The following is a 16,203-nucleotide window of genomic DNA, read 5'->3' as shown; positions in this document are numbered from 1 at the left end:
TGGCAACGATTTCGCGGTAAGGTGCGCATTCGAACGGGGACGTGACGGAAACCGCCCGGCAGGAGCGGTCATCATTCGGGGTCGGTTGTGACAATCTATCTGCCCATCGCAGAATTGTCGGTGAACATCTTCATCATTCTCGGCATGGGGGCGGCCGTCGGGTTCCTTTCCGGAATGTTCGGCGTTGGTGGCGGCTTTCTCATCACCCCACTGCTGATCTTTTACAATATCCCGCCTGTCGTCGCCGTCGCCACCGGCGCGAACCAGGTTGTAGCGTCGTCGATTTCGGGGGCGATCACCCATTTCCGGCGCGGCACGCTCGATGTGAAACTCGGCACTGTGCTTCTGATCGGCGGTCTTACAGGCGCCACGGTCGGTATCTGGATCTTTTCGCTTTTGCGCCGCGTGGGCCAGCTCGATCTCATAATCTCGCTGATGTACGTCATCTTCCTGGGGACCGTCGGTGGGCTGATGCTGCTCGAAAGCATCAATGCCATGCGGCGGGCTGCTCGCAACGAACCGCCGGCGCCACGCAAGCCGGGCCACCAGCATTGGGTGCACAAGCTGCCGCTCAAGGTGCGCTTCAAGAAATCGAAGATCTATCTCAGCGTCATTCCGATCGTCGCGCTCGGCTTTGCGATCGGCATCCTCACCTCGATCATGGGCGTCGGCGGCGGCTTCATCATGGTGCCGGCGATGATCTACCTCCTGCGCATTCCGACCAATGTCGTGGTCGGCACCTCGCTCTACCAGATCATCTTCGTCACCGCCTATACGACGATCGTGCAGGCGGCGACGAATTTCTCTGTCGACATCGTGCTCGCCTTCATCCTGATGGTGGCGGGCGTCATCGGCGCGCAATACGGCGTTCGCGTCGGTCAGAAGCTGCGCGGCGAGCAGTTGCGCGCCCTGCTCGGGCTGCTAGTGCTGGCCGTCGGCCTGCGTCTGGCGATCGCGTTGGTGGTAACGCCGACCGATGTCTATTCGGTGGTGATGGGGGATAACTGATGCGCCTGCTTGTCGCCCTCCTCGCGCTTCTTTGCCTGCTGCCGGCGGTGGCCGGCGCGCAATGGCTGCCGGGACAATCAACCGAAGCGGTGCGAGAAGGCCTTGAGATCGGCACGTCGACCAGCGAAATCGCCATCACCTCGGATTTCCACGGGGCGGATCTGACGATCTTCGGGGCGCTCTCGAACACCGACCAGCTGCTGCTCGCCATCGGCCAGTATGACGTGGTCGTGTTGCTGGAAGGCCCGCGCGAGGATGCGACGGTGCGCAAGAAGGAGCGTGTCTTCGGCATCTGGGTGAACAGGCGCTCGATGACCTTCGAGGCGGTGCCGCATTCCTATTCGATGTCGAGTTCGCGCATGATCGACGATCTGACGACGCCGCTCGAGCTGACCGATCAGGGGATCGGCATCGATCACATTCCGCTGACGCCGGTCGGCTTCGTCGGCGACGGCAGCAATCTCGGCGAGTTCCGCCAGGCTTTCCTGCGGCTGCAGCAGGGAGGCGCGCTTTACGACCGCAACCCGAGCGGCGTGCGGTTCGTTTCCTCGAACCTGTTCAAGGCGAGCCTGCGCCTGCCGGCAAATATTCCAAACGGCGTGCATACGGTGCGCGCTTATCTCTTCAAGAGCGGCAATCTCGTCACCGAGAAATCGCTGCCGCTGCGCGTCATCAAGACGGGCATCGAGCAGACGATCACCGATGCGGCACATGACCAGCCGATCCTCTACGGCTGCGTTGCCGTGCTGCTCGCCGTCGTCACCGGCTGGGGCGCCAGCCTCATCTTCCGCCGGGACTGAGCCGCCGCAAGGCACCGTACGCCCGCGAATGTCCTGTTATAGCGGCCACCGGTCGAGCGCCGGCTGGCCCCGGCGCACCTCATCCGCTCCTCCTCGTAAAAACCGCTTGCATTTTGCTATCGGCCACGTAAGGTTTGAACCAGTTTTTATTCGCAACCGGTTTACATCCGACAATCGAGAAGGAGGATGCCATGAGAAAGCTTATCGTCTGGAACCTGATGACCCTCGACGGGTATTTCGAAGGCACGAAGCCGTGGGATATCGACTTCCACAATCTCGCCTGGGGGCCGGAGCTGCAGCGCCTGGCCGAGCAGTTCGGCGAAGAAGGCGATCTCCTGGTTTTCGGCCGCAAGACCTATGAGGGCATGGCCTCCTACTGGCCGACGGCGCAAGGCGAAGACAAGATCAAGGCCTATATGAACGGCATCGCCAAGATCGCCGTGTCGCGGACGATGACCGAGCCCGGCTGGAACAATGCCCGCGTCGCCAGCGATCCGATCCCCGAATTGACGCGGCTGAAGCAAGAGGACGGCAAGACGATCTTCATCTTCGGCAGCGCCGAGCTTGCCGACAGCCTGTTGAAAGCTGGCCTTATCGATGAAATCAGGGTCTGCGTGGTACCCGTCATCCTCGGCGGCGGCAATCCGCTTTTCAAGCGCTCCGAGGCCCAGCTGCCGCTGAAGCTCATCGATTCCGCGACGACGCAAGGCGGCGCAGTGATCCTGCGCTATGAGCAGGTGAAGGTGTAGCAGGCTGCGGGCCATGGCTGTGCGATGCCTGGGCGAAACCCCTCCCCAACCCCTCCCCACAAGGGGGAGGGGCTATGCGCGGCACCGTCCCACGACAAACATCAACGCTTCTGCGGATGAGACGGTGAAGGGAATAAGGTCGGCGCGGCATTCAAGCCCCTCCCCCTTGTGGGGAGGGGTTGGGGAGGGGTCTTAGATCGTGGCTCGGCCCCGGTCGACGACGGCAGCCCTTTCCAAAAAGCTTCGTATTCGACTAAAAACCGGTTCTTAACATTTACGAGTTAGTAATCTCTCTGAAACGAGAGGTTCTGTTATGCGTACTCGTATCGTTCTGACCGCCGTGGGTCTCGCGCTACTTGCCGGCTGCGCGACGGCGCCGAAGCAGACGAGAAACATCTGCGCCGTGTTCGACCAGCGCGAGGGGCTTTTTTCCAGCTGGCAGAGAGCGGCCGAGCGGACAGAAAAGAAATACGGCGTGCCCGTGCCGATCCTGATGGCGACGATGTACACCGAATCGGGTTTCCAGCCTTATGCGCGGCCACCGCGTACCAAGCTCTTCGGCTTCATTCCCTGGACCCGGCCATCGACCGCCTACGGCTATTCGCAGGCGCTCGACGGAACGTGGGATCACTATCAGTCGCAGACCGGGAACTGGGCGGCGCGGCGCACGAACTTCACCGACGCCATCGATTTCATCGGCTGGTACCACTATCAAAACAGCGTGGAGACCGGCATTCCGCTGAACGATGCCTATAATCTCTACCTCGCCTATTATTCCGGGCCGACGGGATACAAGCGCGGCGACTGGCGCTCGAACGGGCAATTGCAGCAGACGGCGCAGAAGTTCGCGCGGATGGCTGGAACCTATCAGCAGCAGTTGCGGGGGTGTGATTAATAATAGTCTGAGGGGCGGCCACGGCAGGCCCTATCCGAATAGCAATCGCTACCCCCGCAAATTCCCATACCTGACAGAATAAATCCGATCGCGCCCCAAAAGATGCGCCACCAGCGACGATGTGTCGAACAGGCCTTTCATCGCCTGGTGGCCGAGATCCAAGCCCCCGCTCATGACGCCGAAGGCGGGCATCAGCAGGCGGGCGCCGTCGGTGGCGAAACAGGGGCGTCGGATTGATCGCTCGCGCCGGCGCACGGTCGCCGACGGGTGCAGGTGACCGGCGATTTCGCCGCTCTGCAGGCCGTTTTTCGGCTCGTGGCGGAAGGTCAGGCCGGCATAATGGATCTCGTCGGCGCAGGCGCCGGGCAGATCGACGACGCCGTCGGGATCGTGGTTGCCGTTGATCCAGATCCATTCGCGGCCACGCGCCATGCCGACGATCAGCGCGCGGAAATTTTCCGGCAGATGCGCGGAGCCGATGCGATCGTGGAAATTGTCGCCGAGCGAGACGACGAGCCTTGGATCGTAACGCGAGATGACGGCGGCCAGTACGGTCAGGGTCGCCAGCGTATCATAGGGCGGCAGCATCATGCCGCGGCGGGCGAAGGCCGCGCCTTTTTCCAGATGCAGGTCGGAGACGACGAGCAGGCCGGCATCGGGCAAATAGAGGGCGCCGAGCGGATCGCAGACGGCGGCAATGCCGTGGATCGACGTCTCGACGGCCGGTACTGCGGCCAGTGCCGATATGTCGCGCGCCAGCGCCAGGCGGTTCATCACGGTCGTCTTTTCCCTCGTCAGGCCCAATTCTGTCAGGTCCAATCCTTACGCCAGCGCTTCGGCGATCAGATCGTCCGCCGCTTCAGCGAGCAATGCGTCATGGGCCTCGCCCGGCACCGCTTCGCGTCCGATCTCCAGCATCACCGGCACGGCGAGCGGGGAAATATGATCGAGCGGGCGGTGGGTGATATGGCCCCTGATTCGCATCAGCATATCGCCAAGTCGGCCTATATCCAAAAGTCCGGTCGCCGCATCCTGCCGCGTCGCCTGCAGGAGGATGTGATCCGGCTCGTGGCTGCGCAGCACGTCATAGATCAGATCGGCGGAGACGGTGATCTGGCGGCCGCTCTTTTCCTTGCCAGGATGGCGGCGCTCGATCAAGCCTGCAATCACGGCGCAATTGCGGAAGGTGCGCTTCAGCAGGAAGGATTCGTTGAGCCAGGCTTCGAGATCGTCACCCAGCATGTCCGCGTCGAACAGGTCGGAAAGGCTGAGCCGGCCGTTGCCGATCATCAGGCCCATATCCTCCAGCGCCCAGACGGCGAGCGAATAATCGGTGGCGACGAAGCCGAGCGGCTTGGCGCCCGCCCGGTCCAGCCGGCGCGTCAGCAGCATGCCGAGCGTCTGGTGCGCGAGGCGGCCCTCGAAGGGATAGGCGACCATGTAGCCGCGGCTGCCGCGCGGGAAGGTTTCGATCAGGAACTCGTCGCGCTTCGGCAGCATCGATTTGTCCGTCTGCAGCGACAGCCAGTCGCGCACCTGATCGGGCAGATGGCGCCAGCGGTCGGGGTCGGCGATCATCGCCCGCACCTGCTCGGCAAGATAGGTCGACAGCGGAAACTTGCCGCCATTGTAAGACGGGATCTTCGGATCGAGCGAAAAGGCCTGCGACGCCAGGCATTCGTTTTCGCGGATGCCCTCGAAGCGCAGCACCTTGCCGGAGAAGACGAAGGTATCGCCGGGCGACAATTGCTCGAGGAAATATTCCTCGACCTTGCCGAGCGTGGCGCCGCCGCGGCCGATCCGGCCGCCCTCGCCGCGCTTGACCATGCGGATGTTCAGCATCGGGCTTTCGACGATGGTGCCGAGGTTGAGGCGATATTGCTGGGCGACAGCAGGGTTGGAGACGCGCCAGCGGCCCTCCTTGCTCTTGCGGATGCGGGCGTAACGCTCGTAGGTCCTGAGTGCATAACCGCCGGTCGCGACGAAATCGACGACGCGTTCGAAATTTTCCCAGCTGAGATCGGCATAGGGCGAGGCGCTGGTGATCTCGTCATAGAGTTCCAGCATGTCGAAGGGTTCGGCGCAGGCCATGCCGAGCACGTGCTGGGCGAGCACGTCGAGCGCACCGCGGCCGACCGGCGGCGTATCCTGGGCGCCGATATAATTGGCGTCGAGTGCCGCCTGGCACTCCATCACCTCGAAACGGTTGGCCGGCACGAGGATCGCCTTCGACGGCTCGTCCATGCGGTGATTGGCGCGGCCGATGCGCTGGGCAAGGCGCGAGGCGCCCTTCGGCGCGCCGACATGGATCACCAGATCGACATCGCCCCAGTCAATGCCGAGATCGAGCGTCGAGGTGGCGACGACGGCACGCAGCCGGTTTTCGGCCATCGCCGCCTCGACCTTGCGGCGCTGGGCGACATCGAGCGAGCCGTGGTGAAGGGCGATCGGCAGGTTGTCGTCATTGATCGTCCAAAGCTCCTGGAAGAGCATTTCGGCCTGGCTGCGGGTATTGACGAACAGCAGCGTCGTCTGGTGATCGAGGAGCTGCCGGTAGACATCGGGAATGGCATATTTGGCGGAATGGCCGGCCCAGGGAATGCGCTCGTCGGTCGACAGGATCGAAATGTCGGGTTTGGCGCCGCCTTCGACGACGACGAGGCCGGCGTGATGCTCCCTGCCCTCTTCCTGGGCGACCAGCCATTTCTGCAGGTCCATCGGCTCGGCGACGGTCGCCGACAGGCCGATGGTCTTGAGGCCTGGGGCAAGGCGGCGCAGACGGGCAAGGCCGAGCGACAGCATATGGCCGCGCTTGGAGGTGACGAGCGAATGCAGCTCGTCGAGCACCACATATTTCAGGTCCTTGAAGAAGCGCTCGGCCTCGCGGTTGGCGAGAAGCAGGGCGACCTGCTCGGGCGTCGTCAGCAGAATGTCTGGGGGGCTGAGTTTTTGGCGCTGGCGCTTGGCGTTCGGCGTATCGCCGGTGCGGTTTTCGACGGTGACCGGCAGGCCCATCTCCGCGACCGGCTTCATCAGATTACGCTCGATATCGATCGCCAGCGCCTTCAGCGGCGAGACATAGAGCGTGTGGATGCCGGTGAAGGCGGACCCGGGTGGAATCTTGCCGCGACGGGTAAGGTCGGTGAGCGACGGCAGAAAACCGGCAAGCGTCTTGCCGGCGCCGGTCGGCGCAATCAGCAGGGTGCTTTCGCCGGCCTCGGCGCGGGCAAGCAATTCCAGCTGATGGGCGCGCGGACGCCAGCCCTTTTCCGCAAACCAGCGGGTAAAGGCGGCAGGAAGCAGGGCTCGGGCTTCGGAATCGATCTGGTCCACATCCTGAAGGTAGTGAAACACCGGCGAAAAAGAAGAGCGGCCGACCGCTCACATCGCGATATAGCGGTCCTTGCGATGATTGATGGCGAGGGTGAGGTTGAGCACGACCGCGCCGAGCACCGAACAGGCGATGATGAAGGGGCTGGCGACGAAGAAGGAGAGCGCCAGCACGATGCCGTCGAAGCCGAGCTGGACGAGGCCGGCGCGCCAGCCGAAGCGATCCTGGATGTAGAGGGCGAGGATGCCGATGCCGCCGAGACTGGCGCGGTGGCGGAAAAGCGCCAGCATGCCGGCGGCGATGACGAGGCCTCCGAAGAGCGCTCCGGCGACCGGATGGACATGCGCCACGCCGATGAAGCCGGGCGCGAATTCGGACAGGACCGAGGTCAGCGCGATCGCAACGAAAGTCTTGATGGTGAAGGCGGGGCCCAGGCGACGGAAGGCGAGATAATAGAAGGGCAGGTTTACCGCAAAGAAGCAGAGGCCGAAGCTTATTCCGGTCGCATAATGGGCGAGGAAGGCAAGGCCCGCGGTGCCGCCGGCAAGCAGTCCCGCGCCGGAAAGAAGCGTGACGCCGAGCACCGCGAGCATGCTGCCGGCGACGATGCCCTGCGCGTCGTCAAAAAGTGAGTGACGGTCGGCGCTGGAATTCAGAAGGCCTGCGAAGGCATTGGATGCCATGATGTTCCCCTGCGGTTTTTCTCCTTCTATCCGGCGCAAGGAGAAAGGCAAGCAGCCGCCAGTTGACAGTCGAGATAATCATGGATATCTTTTATCCACGATTTGGAGATTGTTTCGATGAAGATGGGCGATGGCGTCGAGCAGGCCATTCACAGCGTTGCGATGCTTTCCGGCCTCTCCGAAGGCGGCGTGCTCTCGGCCGCGGCCCTGGCGGAATTCCACGGCGTGTCGACGAGCTATCTGTTGAAGCATCTGCAGGCGCTGTCGGGCGCCGGCATCCTCGATACCGTGCCGGGCCCGCGGGGTGGATATAGGCTGGCGAAGGCGCCGGAAGAGATTTCGCTGCTCGATATCCTGCTCGCCGTCGAGGGGCCGGCGCCGGCTTTCCGCTGCGCCGAAATCCGCCAGCGCGGCCCGAACCCGGTCTCCGACCGCTTCTTCGCCAAGCCCTGCAACATCAGCGCGGCGATGCTCCGGGCCGAGCGGGTCTACCGGGCCGAACTCGCCAAGACCAGCATTGCCGATCTCGGCATCGAATTGAATGCCCTCGACGACGGATCGATCGCAGCCCGAGGCTGCGCCTTCCTCGAAATCCACGAACGCAAGACGGCTCGCTGAGCCCTATCAAAGGAGAAAGACATGCAACCGCGTTTCCACTTCGCCAAAGCCGCCCCCGATGCCTACAAGGCGGTCGCCGCACTCGAACAATATGTCCAGACCTCTGGCCTAGAGCGCCGCTTCATCCACCTGATCAAGCTGCGCGCCTCGCAGATCAACGGCTGCGCCTATTGCGTCGACATGCATGTGAAGGAAGCCCGCCACGACGGGCTCAGCGAACAGTGGATCAACCTGATGTGCGTCTGGCGGGAATCGCCGGTCTATGACGCGCGCGAACGCGCCCTGCTCGGCTGGGTCGACGCCGTCACCAACATCGCCAAAACCGGCGCCCCGGATGCCGACTACGAGACGCTGAAGGCGTATTTCTCCGAGGAGGAGATGACAAAGATCACCGTTGCGATCGGCGCGATCAATATCTGGAACCGGCTCGCTGTCGGCTTCCACTCGCAGCATCCGCTCGATGCGGTGACAAAGGCGGCTTGAGGCCAATGCGTAGAGGTGAGTGGGGAGAGGTCGCGGCATATCCTCGTCTCACCTCAGTCCGAAGGAGGGGTTAAGGCCCCAGGCAAACGTGCCGGCAGGCGGATGGGACACCCGGCAGCGCGTTGAACCAGGAAGTGTGACGTTTCATCCGCTTCGTCGACGGCGAGTTTGGCAAAACACGCCCCCAACCTCCGTCATCCCAGGCCTTGAGCCTGGGATCCATGGCCCCGCTGGTGGCGGCGGCGTGGATCCTCGGGTCAAGCCCGAGGATGACAGAGTGTGGGTAGTTTGTGGAGCAAGAATAGCGAGGAATACGGGCGGAGCTGCGATTTTGACGTGGGCTTCTCAGCCCCATCATCTGTCCTACGGGCAACTTTGCCGCAGCTGAAATAGGCGACCCATGCAGAGGTGGCGGCGCCGCGCGGGGAATGATGGCATCCCAACAACCGACCCGAAATTTCGGGTCGGTTGAAAATTCCGTTATTCGCGATCGATCGTGGCCCGTGCGGCAACGGCGTCAGGCGCTGTGCCCGAGAGGTCGATGCTGTTGAGCAGATCGCGGACGACTTTCGTAATTTCCTCTGCGGAAGCGCCCTTGGCGTATTCTTCCTGCATGCGGCGTCTCACAAGTTTTTCCAAATCTGACATAACTCACCTCATCAAATCCGGCGCGGGGAGAAATGTCGCGCCGGGACCGGTCGCAGGCAAGTTACGTTTTGTTCAGAATGGGTTACCGATTTGTAATGTCAGAGTGCGATGTAGCGGTCGGCGCGGTGATTGATGGCGACGAAGAGGTTGAGGACGAGGGCGCCGAGGACGGAATAGAAGACCACCGGCGGCGTGGTGACGAAGAAGGCGGCGGCCAGCACGCACATGTCGATGGCCAGCTGGACGAGGCCGGCGCGGATGCCGAAACGCTCCTGCAGATAGACGCCGAGTATGCCGACGCCGCCGAGGCTGGCGCGATGGCGATAGAGCGCCAGCGCGCCGAAGCCGAGCAGCAGACCGCCGAGAAGAGCCGCCCAGGCCGGATGGATGCTCGAAATGGAAAAGAGACGCGACTGCAGATCGGCGATTGCCGAGGTCAGGCCGATGGCGATGAAGGTCTTCAGCGTGAAGGCCATGCCGAGACGTTTCCACGAGAGATAGAAGAACGGCAGGTTGAGCAGGAAGAAGGCGAGGCCGAAATTGACGCCGAAAGCGTAATGCAGAAGGAAGGCGACGCCGGCCGTGCTGCCGGTGAGAAGGCCGGCGCTGGCAAGTACGTATAGGCCGAGGGCTGCGACGAGACTGCCGGAGAATATGCCCTGCACGTCTTCGATCGGCGAGTGACGCGCAGCACTCGTATTCCAGAGGCCGAGGGCATTGATGAGCTGTGTCATGTCGCCAGTCTCCAACAGCAGACGTGTTCGCGAGCACGTCCGGAGAAATCCGGACGCAGTGGGTTATTGCTTATGAAAATGAGCCGGAGCGCTCGGCGTCTGATCGCCGCGCTCTCTTCGGATACCCTGCAATATCAGGCTTTCCGGGGTCCGAGCAAGCGGAATAGGTAAGCAATACTGTCCTATTCGAAAATCGCAAGAAACATTCGCTCAGGCCGGCTTGCGCGTAAGGAACAGAATGCCGGCAACCGGATTGCCGCCATCTTTGCGAATGACCGTCTTGGCGATGTCGAGGATTTCGAAGCCGTGGCGGGCAAGCAGCATCCTCACATAGGCTTCCGAATGGGCATAACGCAGCGACGGCGCGAGATGGAAGCCGCCGCCATCCCCCGCATCCTCGACGGAAAAGGCGAGATCGGCGCCTGATGCGGCGAGATCGTCGATGATGGCAAAGACGCTTTCGAGATTGCCGAGATACATCAGCACGTCGGCTGCCGTCACCAGGTCGGCGCGGCCACGTGGCCCCTCGGCAAAGAGGCCGGAAAGATCTGATGCAAGCGACAGGTCGGCCTGGGCGAGGTGATCGTAGACCGCCTTCTCGGCCGCCTTGGCCAGCATGTTCTGCGAGAGGTCGAAACCTTCGAGACGGTCGACGCGGCCATGGATTTCGGGGCCGAGCAGGCCGGTGCCGCAGCCGAGATCGACGGCACAGGTGTAATGCCTGCCGGTGGCAGAAACGAGGGCTGCGAGCTTCTGCGGCACGCTATAATCGAGTTTTTCGACCAGCGAGGTTTCGAAACGCTCGGCATAATCATCGAACAGCCGCTCGATATAGCGGCTCGGCGGCCGGTCGGGCGCAGCTCCTTCGCCGAGAACGGCCAGCTTGAGGGCCGCGCCAAAAATATCTTCGGGATCGAGGGCAAGCGTGCGGCGATAGGCTCCGATCGCGGCTTCCGCCCTGCCCGCCTTTTCGCGATAGGTGGCGAGGCGATACCAGCCGGCAGCCCAGGCCGGTGCGAGTTCGAGCGCCTGCTCCATCAACTCGGCCGCCGCCTCCGGCTCGCCGCCCTCTTCGAGCATCCGGGCATAATCGGCGCGGCGGTCGGCGATGACATCGCCTGAAGAAAGCTGGTGGGGCTGCATGAATAGACCTGTTGGCTCTTGCGCATGTCATTACCGCAAACCGCTGCACAGTTTGTATGACATACGTCTGCCCGCATCTGGCGGCGGCCACAAAAAAACTCAAGTCCTATTTCACAGGCGAAGCGGCCAATTCTGGAAAGGGCTTGCGGGCGGCGCGCCGCAACCTTATTCCAAGGGCAAACAGGAGATGGCGCATGTCCGATCAGGTGAACAGGTTCCTCGGCGATTCCCTCGGTCGCACATTGATAAAACTCATCGTCGTGTCGCTGATCGTTGGTTTCGTCATGACCATCTTCGGCCTGACGCCGTGGAACATCATTTATGGCTTCCGCGACTTCATCCTGGAAATCTGGCATCGGGGTTTTTCAGCACTCGGGCGCGTCGGCGACTATCTCCTCCTCGGGGCGACGATCGTCATTCCGCTCTTCCTCATCCTTCGGCTTTTCAGCTACCACCGGTAACATGACCTCCATCAATCTTTCCCGCCGCGGCCTGCTGCGTCTTTCCGGACTTGCGTTGGCCGCCGGAATCGCCGGCTGCACCACCGCGCCGCGCCTTGCCGGCACGCCCTCCGACGGCGAGGACGAGACGGCAAGCGTGCTGCCGCTCGTCAACCAGCTGCGGGCCAAGAACGGGCTGCCGGCGCTTAGCCCCGACCCGGCGGCGCAGACGGCCGCCCTCTTCCAGGCCAAACGCATGGCAAGCGCCGGCAAGATGGCGCATCTCATCGGCATGACCGACAGCTTCGGCGCCCGCGTCAAGGCGAGCGGCGTGCAGCTGCCGGCGGCGGAGAATATCGCTTCCGGCCAGCAGAGCGTCGATGAAGTGGTGACCGCCTGGATCAACTCGCCGCATCATCTGGAAAACATGTTGGGGCACTATGGCGGCCTCGGCGTCGCCGTCGCGCACAATTCATCTTCCAGGAACCTGCCCTATTGGGCGATGGTGCTGTCAAGCTGAGGCGATTCGGCCTCGACATGGGGCAAGCATGGATACGCGCAGCAGCAGTCATTCCCTTGCCTTCGAGGTCACGCACCGGCTGGTGCTCTCGATCGCCATTCCGATGACGCTCGGCTTCCTGACGACGCCGATGCTCGGGCTGACGAGCACGGCCGTCGTCGGCCATATGGGCGATCCGGAAGCGCTGGCGGGGCTGGCGATCGGTGCAATGCTCTTCGATCTCATCCTGGGCAGTTTCAATTTCCTGCGGGCATCAACGACCGGGCTGACGGCGCAGGCCTATGGCCGGCGGGACCAGCACGAACAGCAGGCGGTCTTTGCCAGGGCACTGATCTCGGCGCTCGGCTGCGGGCTGGCGCTGCTCTGTCTTTCACCGCTGCTCAAGGTGGCGGGTCTGCGGCTGATGGGCGCGGAAGGCGCGATCGCCGAGGCGACCGCCACCTATTTCTCGATCCGCATCCTGGCAGCGCCAGCCGCACTCGCCAATTACGCCATTCTCGGCTTCGTGCTCGGGCGCGGACGGGGCGGTGTCGGGCTGCTGCTGCAGGCGCTGATCAACGGCATCAATATCCTGCTGTCGATCTATCTCGGCCTGTCGCTCGATTGGGGCGTGGCCGGCGTCGCCTGGGGAACCTTGGCCGGCGAGGTGGCCGGCGCGCTTGCCGGGCTGTTCATCGTGCTCGGCGGCTTTGCCAAATCGGAGCGGCCGGCATGGCCCGAGGTCTTTTCCCGGCATCGGCTGGCCGAGCTTTTTGCGCTCAACCGCGACATCCTGATCCGCACCTTCGTGCTGATCGGCGCCTTCGCGATCATGACGCGGATCGGCACCGGCTTCGGCGCGGTAACACTTGCCGCCAATGCCGTGCTGATGAATTTTTTCCTGCTGTCGGGCTACTACCTCGACGGACTTGCCAATGCCGCCGAGCAGATTACCGGCCGGGCGGTCGGCGCGCGTTACCGGCCGGCCTTCGACCGCGGGCTGAAGCTTACGATCCTCTGGTCCTTCGGCCTGGCGGCGATCGTTTCCGCCTTCTTCTTCCTCGCCGGTCCCTGGCTGATCTCGGTGCTGACGACCTCACCCGAGGTGCGGCAGGCGGCAGCGACCTATCTGCCCTGGGCGGCGGTGACTGGACTGACCGGGGCGCTCGCCTTTTTGATGGATGGGGTCTTCATCGGCGCGACATGGTCGGCCGACATGCGCAACCGGATGCTGATGTCCTTTGCCGGCTACCTCGCCATGCTCGCCCTCTTCGTGCCGCTCTTCGGCAATCACGGCCTGTGGCTTGGTATGAATGCCTTCCTGCTGTTGCGCGGCTTCTTCCTGGTGATGCTGGTGAAGCCGCGGGCCGATCAAACTTTTCGGGCCGCCCAGTAATCGAGCCTGGTGTCGCGCAAGTCGCGAATCGAGCCGGCTTTTTCGCGATCCAGGAGCCCGGAGAGGCCGCGGATGATATCGCCCGGCAGGCCGGGGCCTTCATAGACCATGCAGGAATAGAGCTGGACGAGGTCGGCGCCCGCCCTGATTTTCTCCAGCGCCGTTTCGGCCGAGGAAACGCCGCCGACGCCGATGATCGGCAGATCAGGGCCGACGCGCTTGCGCATCCCGGCAAGCACGGCGGTCGACTTTTCGAACAGCGGCACGCCGGAGAGGCCGCCCGTCTCCTTGGCGTGGCGCTGATCCTTGAGGCCCTCGCGCGACAGCGTGGTGTTGGAGACGATCAGCCCGTCCAGCGGATGCGCCAGCGCCTCGGCGGCGATGTCGTCCATGCCCTCCTCGGTCAGATCGGGGGCGATCTTGAGAAAGACCGGAACCTTCCGGCCGGATTTCTCCGCCATCTCGTCGCGCGCCGCAAGCACTGATGACAGCAGCGCCGCAAGGCTTTCGCGCGCCTGCAGGTCGCGGAGGCCGGGCGTATTCGGTGAGGAGATGTTGGCGGTGAAATAGCGCGCGACCGAATAGAAGCGGCGGATGCCGGCGACGTAATCGGTAATGCGGTCCTCGCTGTCCTTGTTGGCGCCGATATTGACGCCGACGATGCCCTTGCCCGTCAGCGCGGCGAGGCGCGTAAAGGCGGCGTCATGGCCGTCATTGTTGAAACCGAGACGGTTGATCACGGCTTCATCCTCGACCAAGCGGAAGATGCGCGGGCGCGGATTGCCGGCTTGCGGCTTCGGCGTCACCGTGCCGATCTCGGTAAAGCCGAAGCCGAGCCTCAGCAGCGCCTCCGGCACTTCGGCATTCTTGTCATAGCCTGCCGCCATGCCGAGCGGGTTTTCGAAGGTGAGGCCGGCGACGGTCTGGCGAAGGCGCGGATCGGCGGTGATCTGGCAGGCGGGCACGAGGCCGGATTTCAGCGCCGCGATCGACATGCCGTGCGCCGTTTCCGGATCGAACAGGAAGAGGCCCTTGCGGGCGAGACGCTTGAAGGGATCGATCATGGCTGCAGCTCCGGGAAAATATGCGCGCCGGTCTCGTCGAGCGGCAGCCGCACCTCCCACAGCACGGCCGCAAGCGGCAGCTCGGCATAGAGATGCGGGAACAGATCGCCGCCACGCGAAGGTTCGAAGATCAGCTTGTCACCGAGGCCGCCGCCATCGACGGCAACCAGCATCAGGTCGGACTGGCCGGCGAAATGCAGGGCAGCGGTCTGCTTGACCTGGTCAGCCGTCGAGAAATGGATGAAGCCGTCCTTGAGATCGATGCCGGCGCCATGAAAAACACCGCTTTGTCTGGCTTGCTGCCAGAGCGGTTCCGTCACGATCTTGTAAAGGGTCGGTGTCAGGGTCATCATGGCCTCGCGATTGCTGGTCCTCGATCACCAGCGCTTTGCCGGAAAGAGGCGGCAATGTCCACGCCCCGGCGCCTAAAAAACAGGACCCGCACAAGCAAATCCGGAGGATGAGACGATGAAGATTTTGGTTCTCACACTTGGCGCTGTTCTCCTGCCGCTGGCAGCCGTGGCGGCCGAGGCCGATGCGAGCCGCTTCCAGCTGGAAAAGAGCGGCGATCATTTCGTCCGGCTCGACCGCCAGACCGGCGCCATGTCGATCTGCCAGGACAAGGACGGCGCTCTCGTCTGCCGCATGGCAGCCGACGAGCGGGCGGCCTATGAGGACGAACTCGACCGGCTTTCGGAGCGGGTGACCAAGCTGGAACAGCGAGGCCTCATCGAGCGGGCGCTGCCGAGCGATGCCGAAGTCGAGCGCTCGATCAGCATCATGGAGAAGATGATGAAGAGTTTCATGGGGATGGTGAAGGAGTTCCAGGCCGAGGAAAAGGCCAATCCCCTTCCGCAGAAGACCTGATCTGATATAATCTATCAGCAAGGTATGCATGGATCGCAGTGGGGACGGCGTCGCATGCAGCATGATCGGGCTCTTGGGAGGGAGTTTTCGATGCAGGAACAGACCATCATCATTGCGGACGACCATCCGCTTTTCCGCGATGCGTTGCGCCAGGCCGTCATCGGCATGGAAGGTCGCCAGTCGATCGTCGAAGCCGGCGATTTTGCCGCCGCGCGGACCGCGGCCGGCGCCCATCCGGACGCCGATCTGATGCTGCTCGACCTGGCCATGCCCGGCGTCAGCGGCTTTTCCGGCCTGATGGCATTGCGCGCCGAATTCGCCAGCCTGCCGATCATCATCGTCTCGGCAAGCGACGACGCAACGACGATCCGCCGGGCGCTGGAACTCGGCGCCTCCGGCTTCATTTCGAAATCCTCCGGCATCGAAGACATTCGCCGCGGCATCCAGACGGTGCTTGCCGGCGATATCGCCACACCGGAAAGCTATCGCGACGGCCAGGAGCAGGACCCCGATGTCGCCGACCTGATCCACCGCCTGCACACGCTGACGCCGCAGCAGAGCCGGGTGCTGACCATGCTCGCCGAAGGGCTCTTGAACAAGCAGATCGCCTATGAACTCGGCGTCTCCGAGGCGACGATCAAGGCGCATGTCTCGGCAATCCTGTTGAAACTCGATGTCGACAGCCGCACCCAGGCCGTCATTCAGCTCGGCAAGATCAATATGGCGATGGTCGCCTGAGGGCGCCCGAAACCGCCGATAGCAGGATTTTATTCCTCCTTTACCTTTACGCGCGCCGCCCGGTCGGTTACACTTCCGGCCGGCTGAAGCGCGGCCCGGATAGGCTG

Annotated in this window: 19 protein-coding genes; 11 read left to right on the top strand and 8 right to left on the bottom strand. The window is 63.1% G+C overall.

The features are described 5' to 3' along the window. Positions 1-87: 87 nt before the first annotated feature. The 4 genes from N2597_RS00995 (at position 88) to N2597_RS00980 (ending at position 3,452) form a co-directional block, all read left to right on the top strand. Entirely contained in the window at positions 88-1,008 is a 921-nt protein-coding gene (locus tag N2597_RS00995) for a sulfite exporter TauE/SafE family protein (RefSeq protein ID WP_038686761.1), read from the top strand. Next, entirely contained in the window at positions 1,008-1,808 is an 801-nt protein-coding gene (locus N2597_RS00990) for a TIGR02186 family protein (protein WP_183599005.1), read from the top strand. The genes N2597_RS00995 and N2597_RS00990 overlap by 1 nt, the downstream gene beginning before the upstream one ends. A gap of 191 nt (positions 1,809-1,999) precedes the next feature. Continuing rightward, entirely contained in the window at positions 2,000-2,557 is a 558-nt protein-coding gene (locus N2597_RS00985) for a dihydrofolate reductase family protein (protein ID WP_183599007.1), read from the top strand. 313 nt (positions 2,558-2,870) lie between these two features. Continuing rightward, a complete protein-coding gene (locus N2597_RS00980; protein WP_038686757.1) occupies positions 2,871-3,452 on the top strand; it encodes a transglycosylase SLT domain-containing protein in 582 nt (193 codons plus the stop codon). Positions 3,453-3,500: 48 nt separating this feature from the next. On the opposite strand, the gene pdeM is transcribed toward N2597_RS00980, so the two are convergent. Genes pdeM through N2597_RS00965 form a run of 3 tightly spaced genes read right to left on the bottom strand, consistent with a single transcriptional unit; the run spans position 3,501 to position 7,466 of the window. Beyond that, positions 3,501-4,226 (bottom strand): ligase-associated DNA damage response endonuclease PdeM, encoded by a 726-nt coding sequence (gene pdeM / locus N2597_RS00975; RefSeq protein ID WP_038686755.1) that lies wholly within the window; start codon positions 4,224-4,226, stop codon positions 3,501-3,503. Positions 4,227-4,274: 48 nt separating this feature from the next. After that, entirely contained in the window at positions 4,275-6,785 is a 2,511-nt protein-coding gene (locus N2597_RS00970) for a ligase-associated DNA damage response DEXH box helicase (protein WP_096765064.1), read from the bottom strand. Between the two features lie 48 nt (positions 6,786-6,833). After that, on the bottom strand, positions 6,834-7,466 hold the full coding sequence (locus tag N2597_RS00965; protein ID WP_010057954.1) for a YitT family protein: 633 nt from the start codon (positions 7,464-7,466) through the stop codon (positions 6,834-6,836). Positions 7,467-7,583: 117 nt separating this feature from the next. Here N2597_RS00965 and N2597_RS00960 point away from each other — a divergent pair, with 117 nt between their 5' ends. Beyond that, complete coding sequence (locus N2597_RS00960; protein WP_038686750.1) at positions 7,584-8,084, top strand: RrF2 family transcriptional regulator; 501 nt, start codon at positions 7,584-7,586, stop codon at positions 8,082-8,084. A gap of 21 nt (positions 8,085-8,105) precedes the next feature. Continuing rightward, the gene (locus N2597_RS00955) at positions 8,106-8,567 is read left to right on the top strand and encodes a carboxymuconolactone decarboxylase family protein (RefSeq protein ID WP_106796841.1); all 462 of its coding nucleotides are present in this window, start codon (positions 8,106-8,108) and stop codon (positions 8,565-8,567) included. A gap of 480 nt (positions 8,568-9,047) precedes the next feature. Here the strand turns inward: N2597_RS00955 and N2597_RS00950 are convergent, their stop codons facing one another. The 3 genes from N2597_RS00950 to N2597_RS00940 all read right to left on the bottom strand — a co-directional run bounded on the left by N2597_RS00950 (position 9,048) and on the right by N2597_RS00940 (position 11,092). Next, positions 9,048-9,182: a hypothetical protein gene (locus N2597_RS00950; RefSeq protein WP_009994000.1), complete on the bottom strand. Its 135-nt coding sequence runs from the start codon at positions 9,180-9,182 to the stop codon at positions 9,048-9,050. 131 nt (positions 9,183-9,313) lie between these two features. Next, entirely contained in the window at positions 9,314-9,949 is a 636-nt protein-coding gene (locus N2597_RS00945; RefSeq protein ID WP_009993999.1) for a YitT family protein, read from the bottom strand. A gap of 210 nt (positions 9,950-10,159) precedes the next feature. Then, a complete protein-coding gene (locus tag N2597_RS00940) occupies positions 10,160-11,092 on the bottom strand; it encodes a class I SAM-dependent DNA methyltransferase (RefSeq protein WP_183599009.1) in 933 nt (310 codons plus the stop codon). A 194-nt stretch (positions 11,093-11,286) separates the two neighbouring features. Here N2597_RS00940 and N2597_RS00935 point away from each other — a divergent pair, with 194 nt between their 5' ends. Genes N2597_RS00935 through N2597_RS00925 form a run of 3 tightly spaced genes read left to right on the top strand, consistent with a single transcriptional unit; the run spans position 11,287 to position 13,427 of the window. Beyond that, positions 11,287-11,553, top strand: a complete 267-nt coding sequence (locus tag N2597_RS00935; protein WP_038686743.1) for a DUF6460 domain-containing protein — start codon at positions 11,287-11,289, stop codon at positions 11,551-11,553. A 1-nt stretch (position 11,554) separates the two neighbouring features. Continuing rightward, on the top strand, positions 11,555-12,052 hold the full coding sequence (locus tag N2597_RS00930; RefSeq protein ID WP_106796842.1) for a CAP domain-containing protein: 498 nt from the start codon (positions 11,555-11,557) through the stop codon (positions 12,050-12,052). A 28-nt stretch (positions 12,053-12,080) separates the two neighbouring features. Then, a complete protein-coding gene (locus N2597_RS00925; RefSeq protein WP_106796843.1) occupies positions 12,081-13,427 on the top strand; it encodes an MATE family efflux transporter in 1,347 nt (448 codons plus the stop codon). On the opposite strand, the gene N2597_RS00920 is transcribed toward N2597_RS00925, so the two are convergent. Beyond that, positions 13,403-14,491: a quinone-dependent dihydroorotate dehydrogenase gene (locus tag N2597_RS00920; protein ID WP_183599011.1), complete on the bottom strand. Its 1,089-nt coding sequence runs from the start codon at positions 14,489-14,491 to the stop codon at positions 13,403-13,405. The genes N2597_RS00925 and N2597_RS00920 overlap by 25 nt on opposite strands. Then, on the bottom strand, positions 14,488-14,841 hold the full coding sequence (locus N2597_RS00915; RefSeq protein WP_039623006.1) for a DUF952 domain-containing protein: 354 nt from the start codon (positions 14,839-14,841) through the stop codon (positions 14,488-14,490). Before N2597_RS00915 ends, N2597_RS00920 begins: the two co-directional genes overlap by 4 nt. Before the next feature lie 118 nt (positions 14,842-14,959). Between N2597_RS00915 and N2597_RS00910 the strand changes: the two genes are divergently transcribed. Then, positions 14,960-15,358 carry a hypothetical protein gene (locus tag N2597_RS00910; RefSeq protein ID WP_038686735.1) on the top strand — a complete coding sequence of 133 codons (399 nt, stop codon included), beginning with the start codon at positions 14,960-14,962 and terminating at the stop codon, positions 15,356-15,358. Positions 15,359-15,448: 90 nt separating this feature from the next. Beyond that, entirely contained in the window at positions 15,449-16,096 is a 648-nt protein-coding gene (locus tag N2597_RS00905; RefSeq protein WP_096765056.1) for a response regulator, read from the top strand. Positions 16,097-16,203 lie beyond the last annotated feature (107 nt).

Origin of the sequence: Rhizobium sophoriradicis, from assembly GCF_025200795.1 — a bacterium.
GTDB classification, from domain to species: Bacteria; Pseudomonadota; Alphaproteobacteria; order Rhizobiales; family Rhizobiaceae; genus Rhizobium; species Rhizobium sophoriradicis.
Note: the sequence above shows the minus strand (reverse complement) of the source record. Positions and strands in the feature narration are given on the sequence as shown.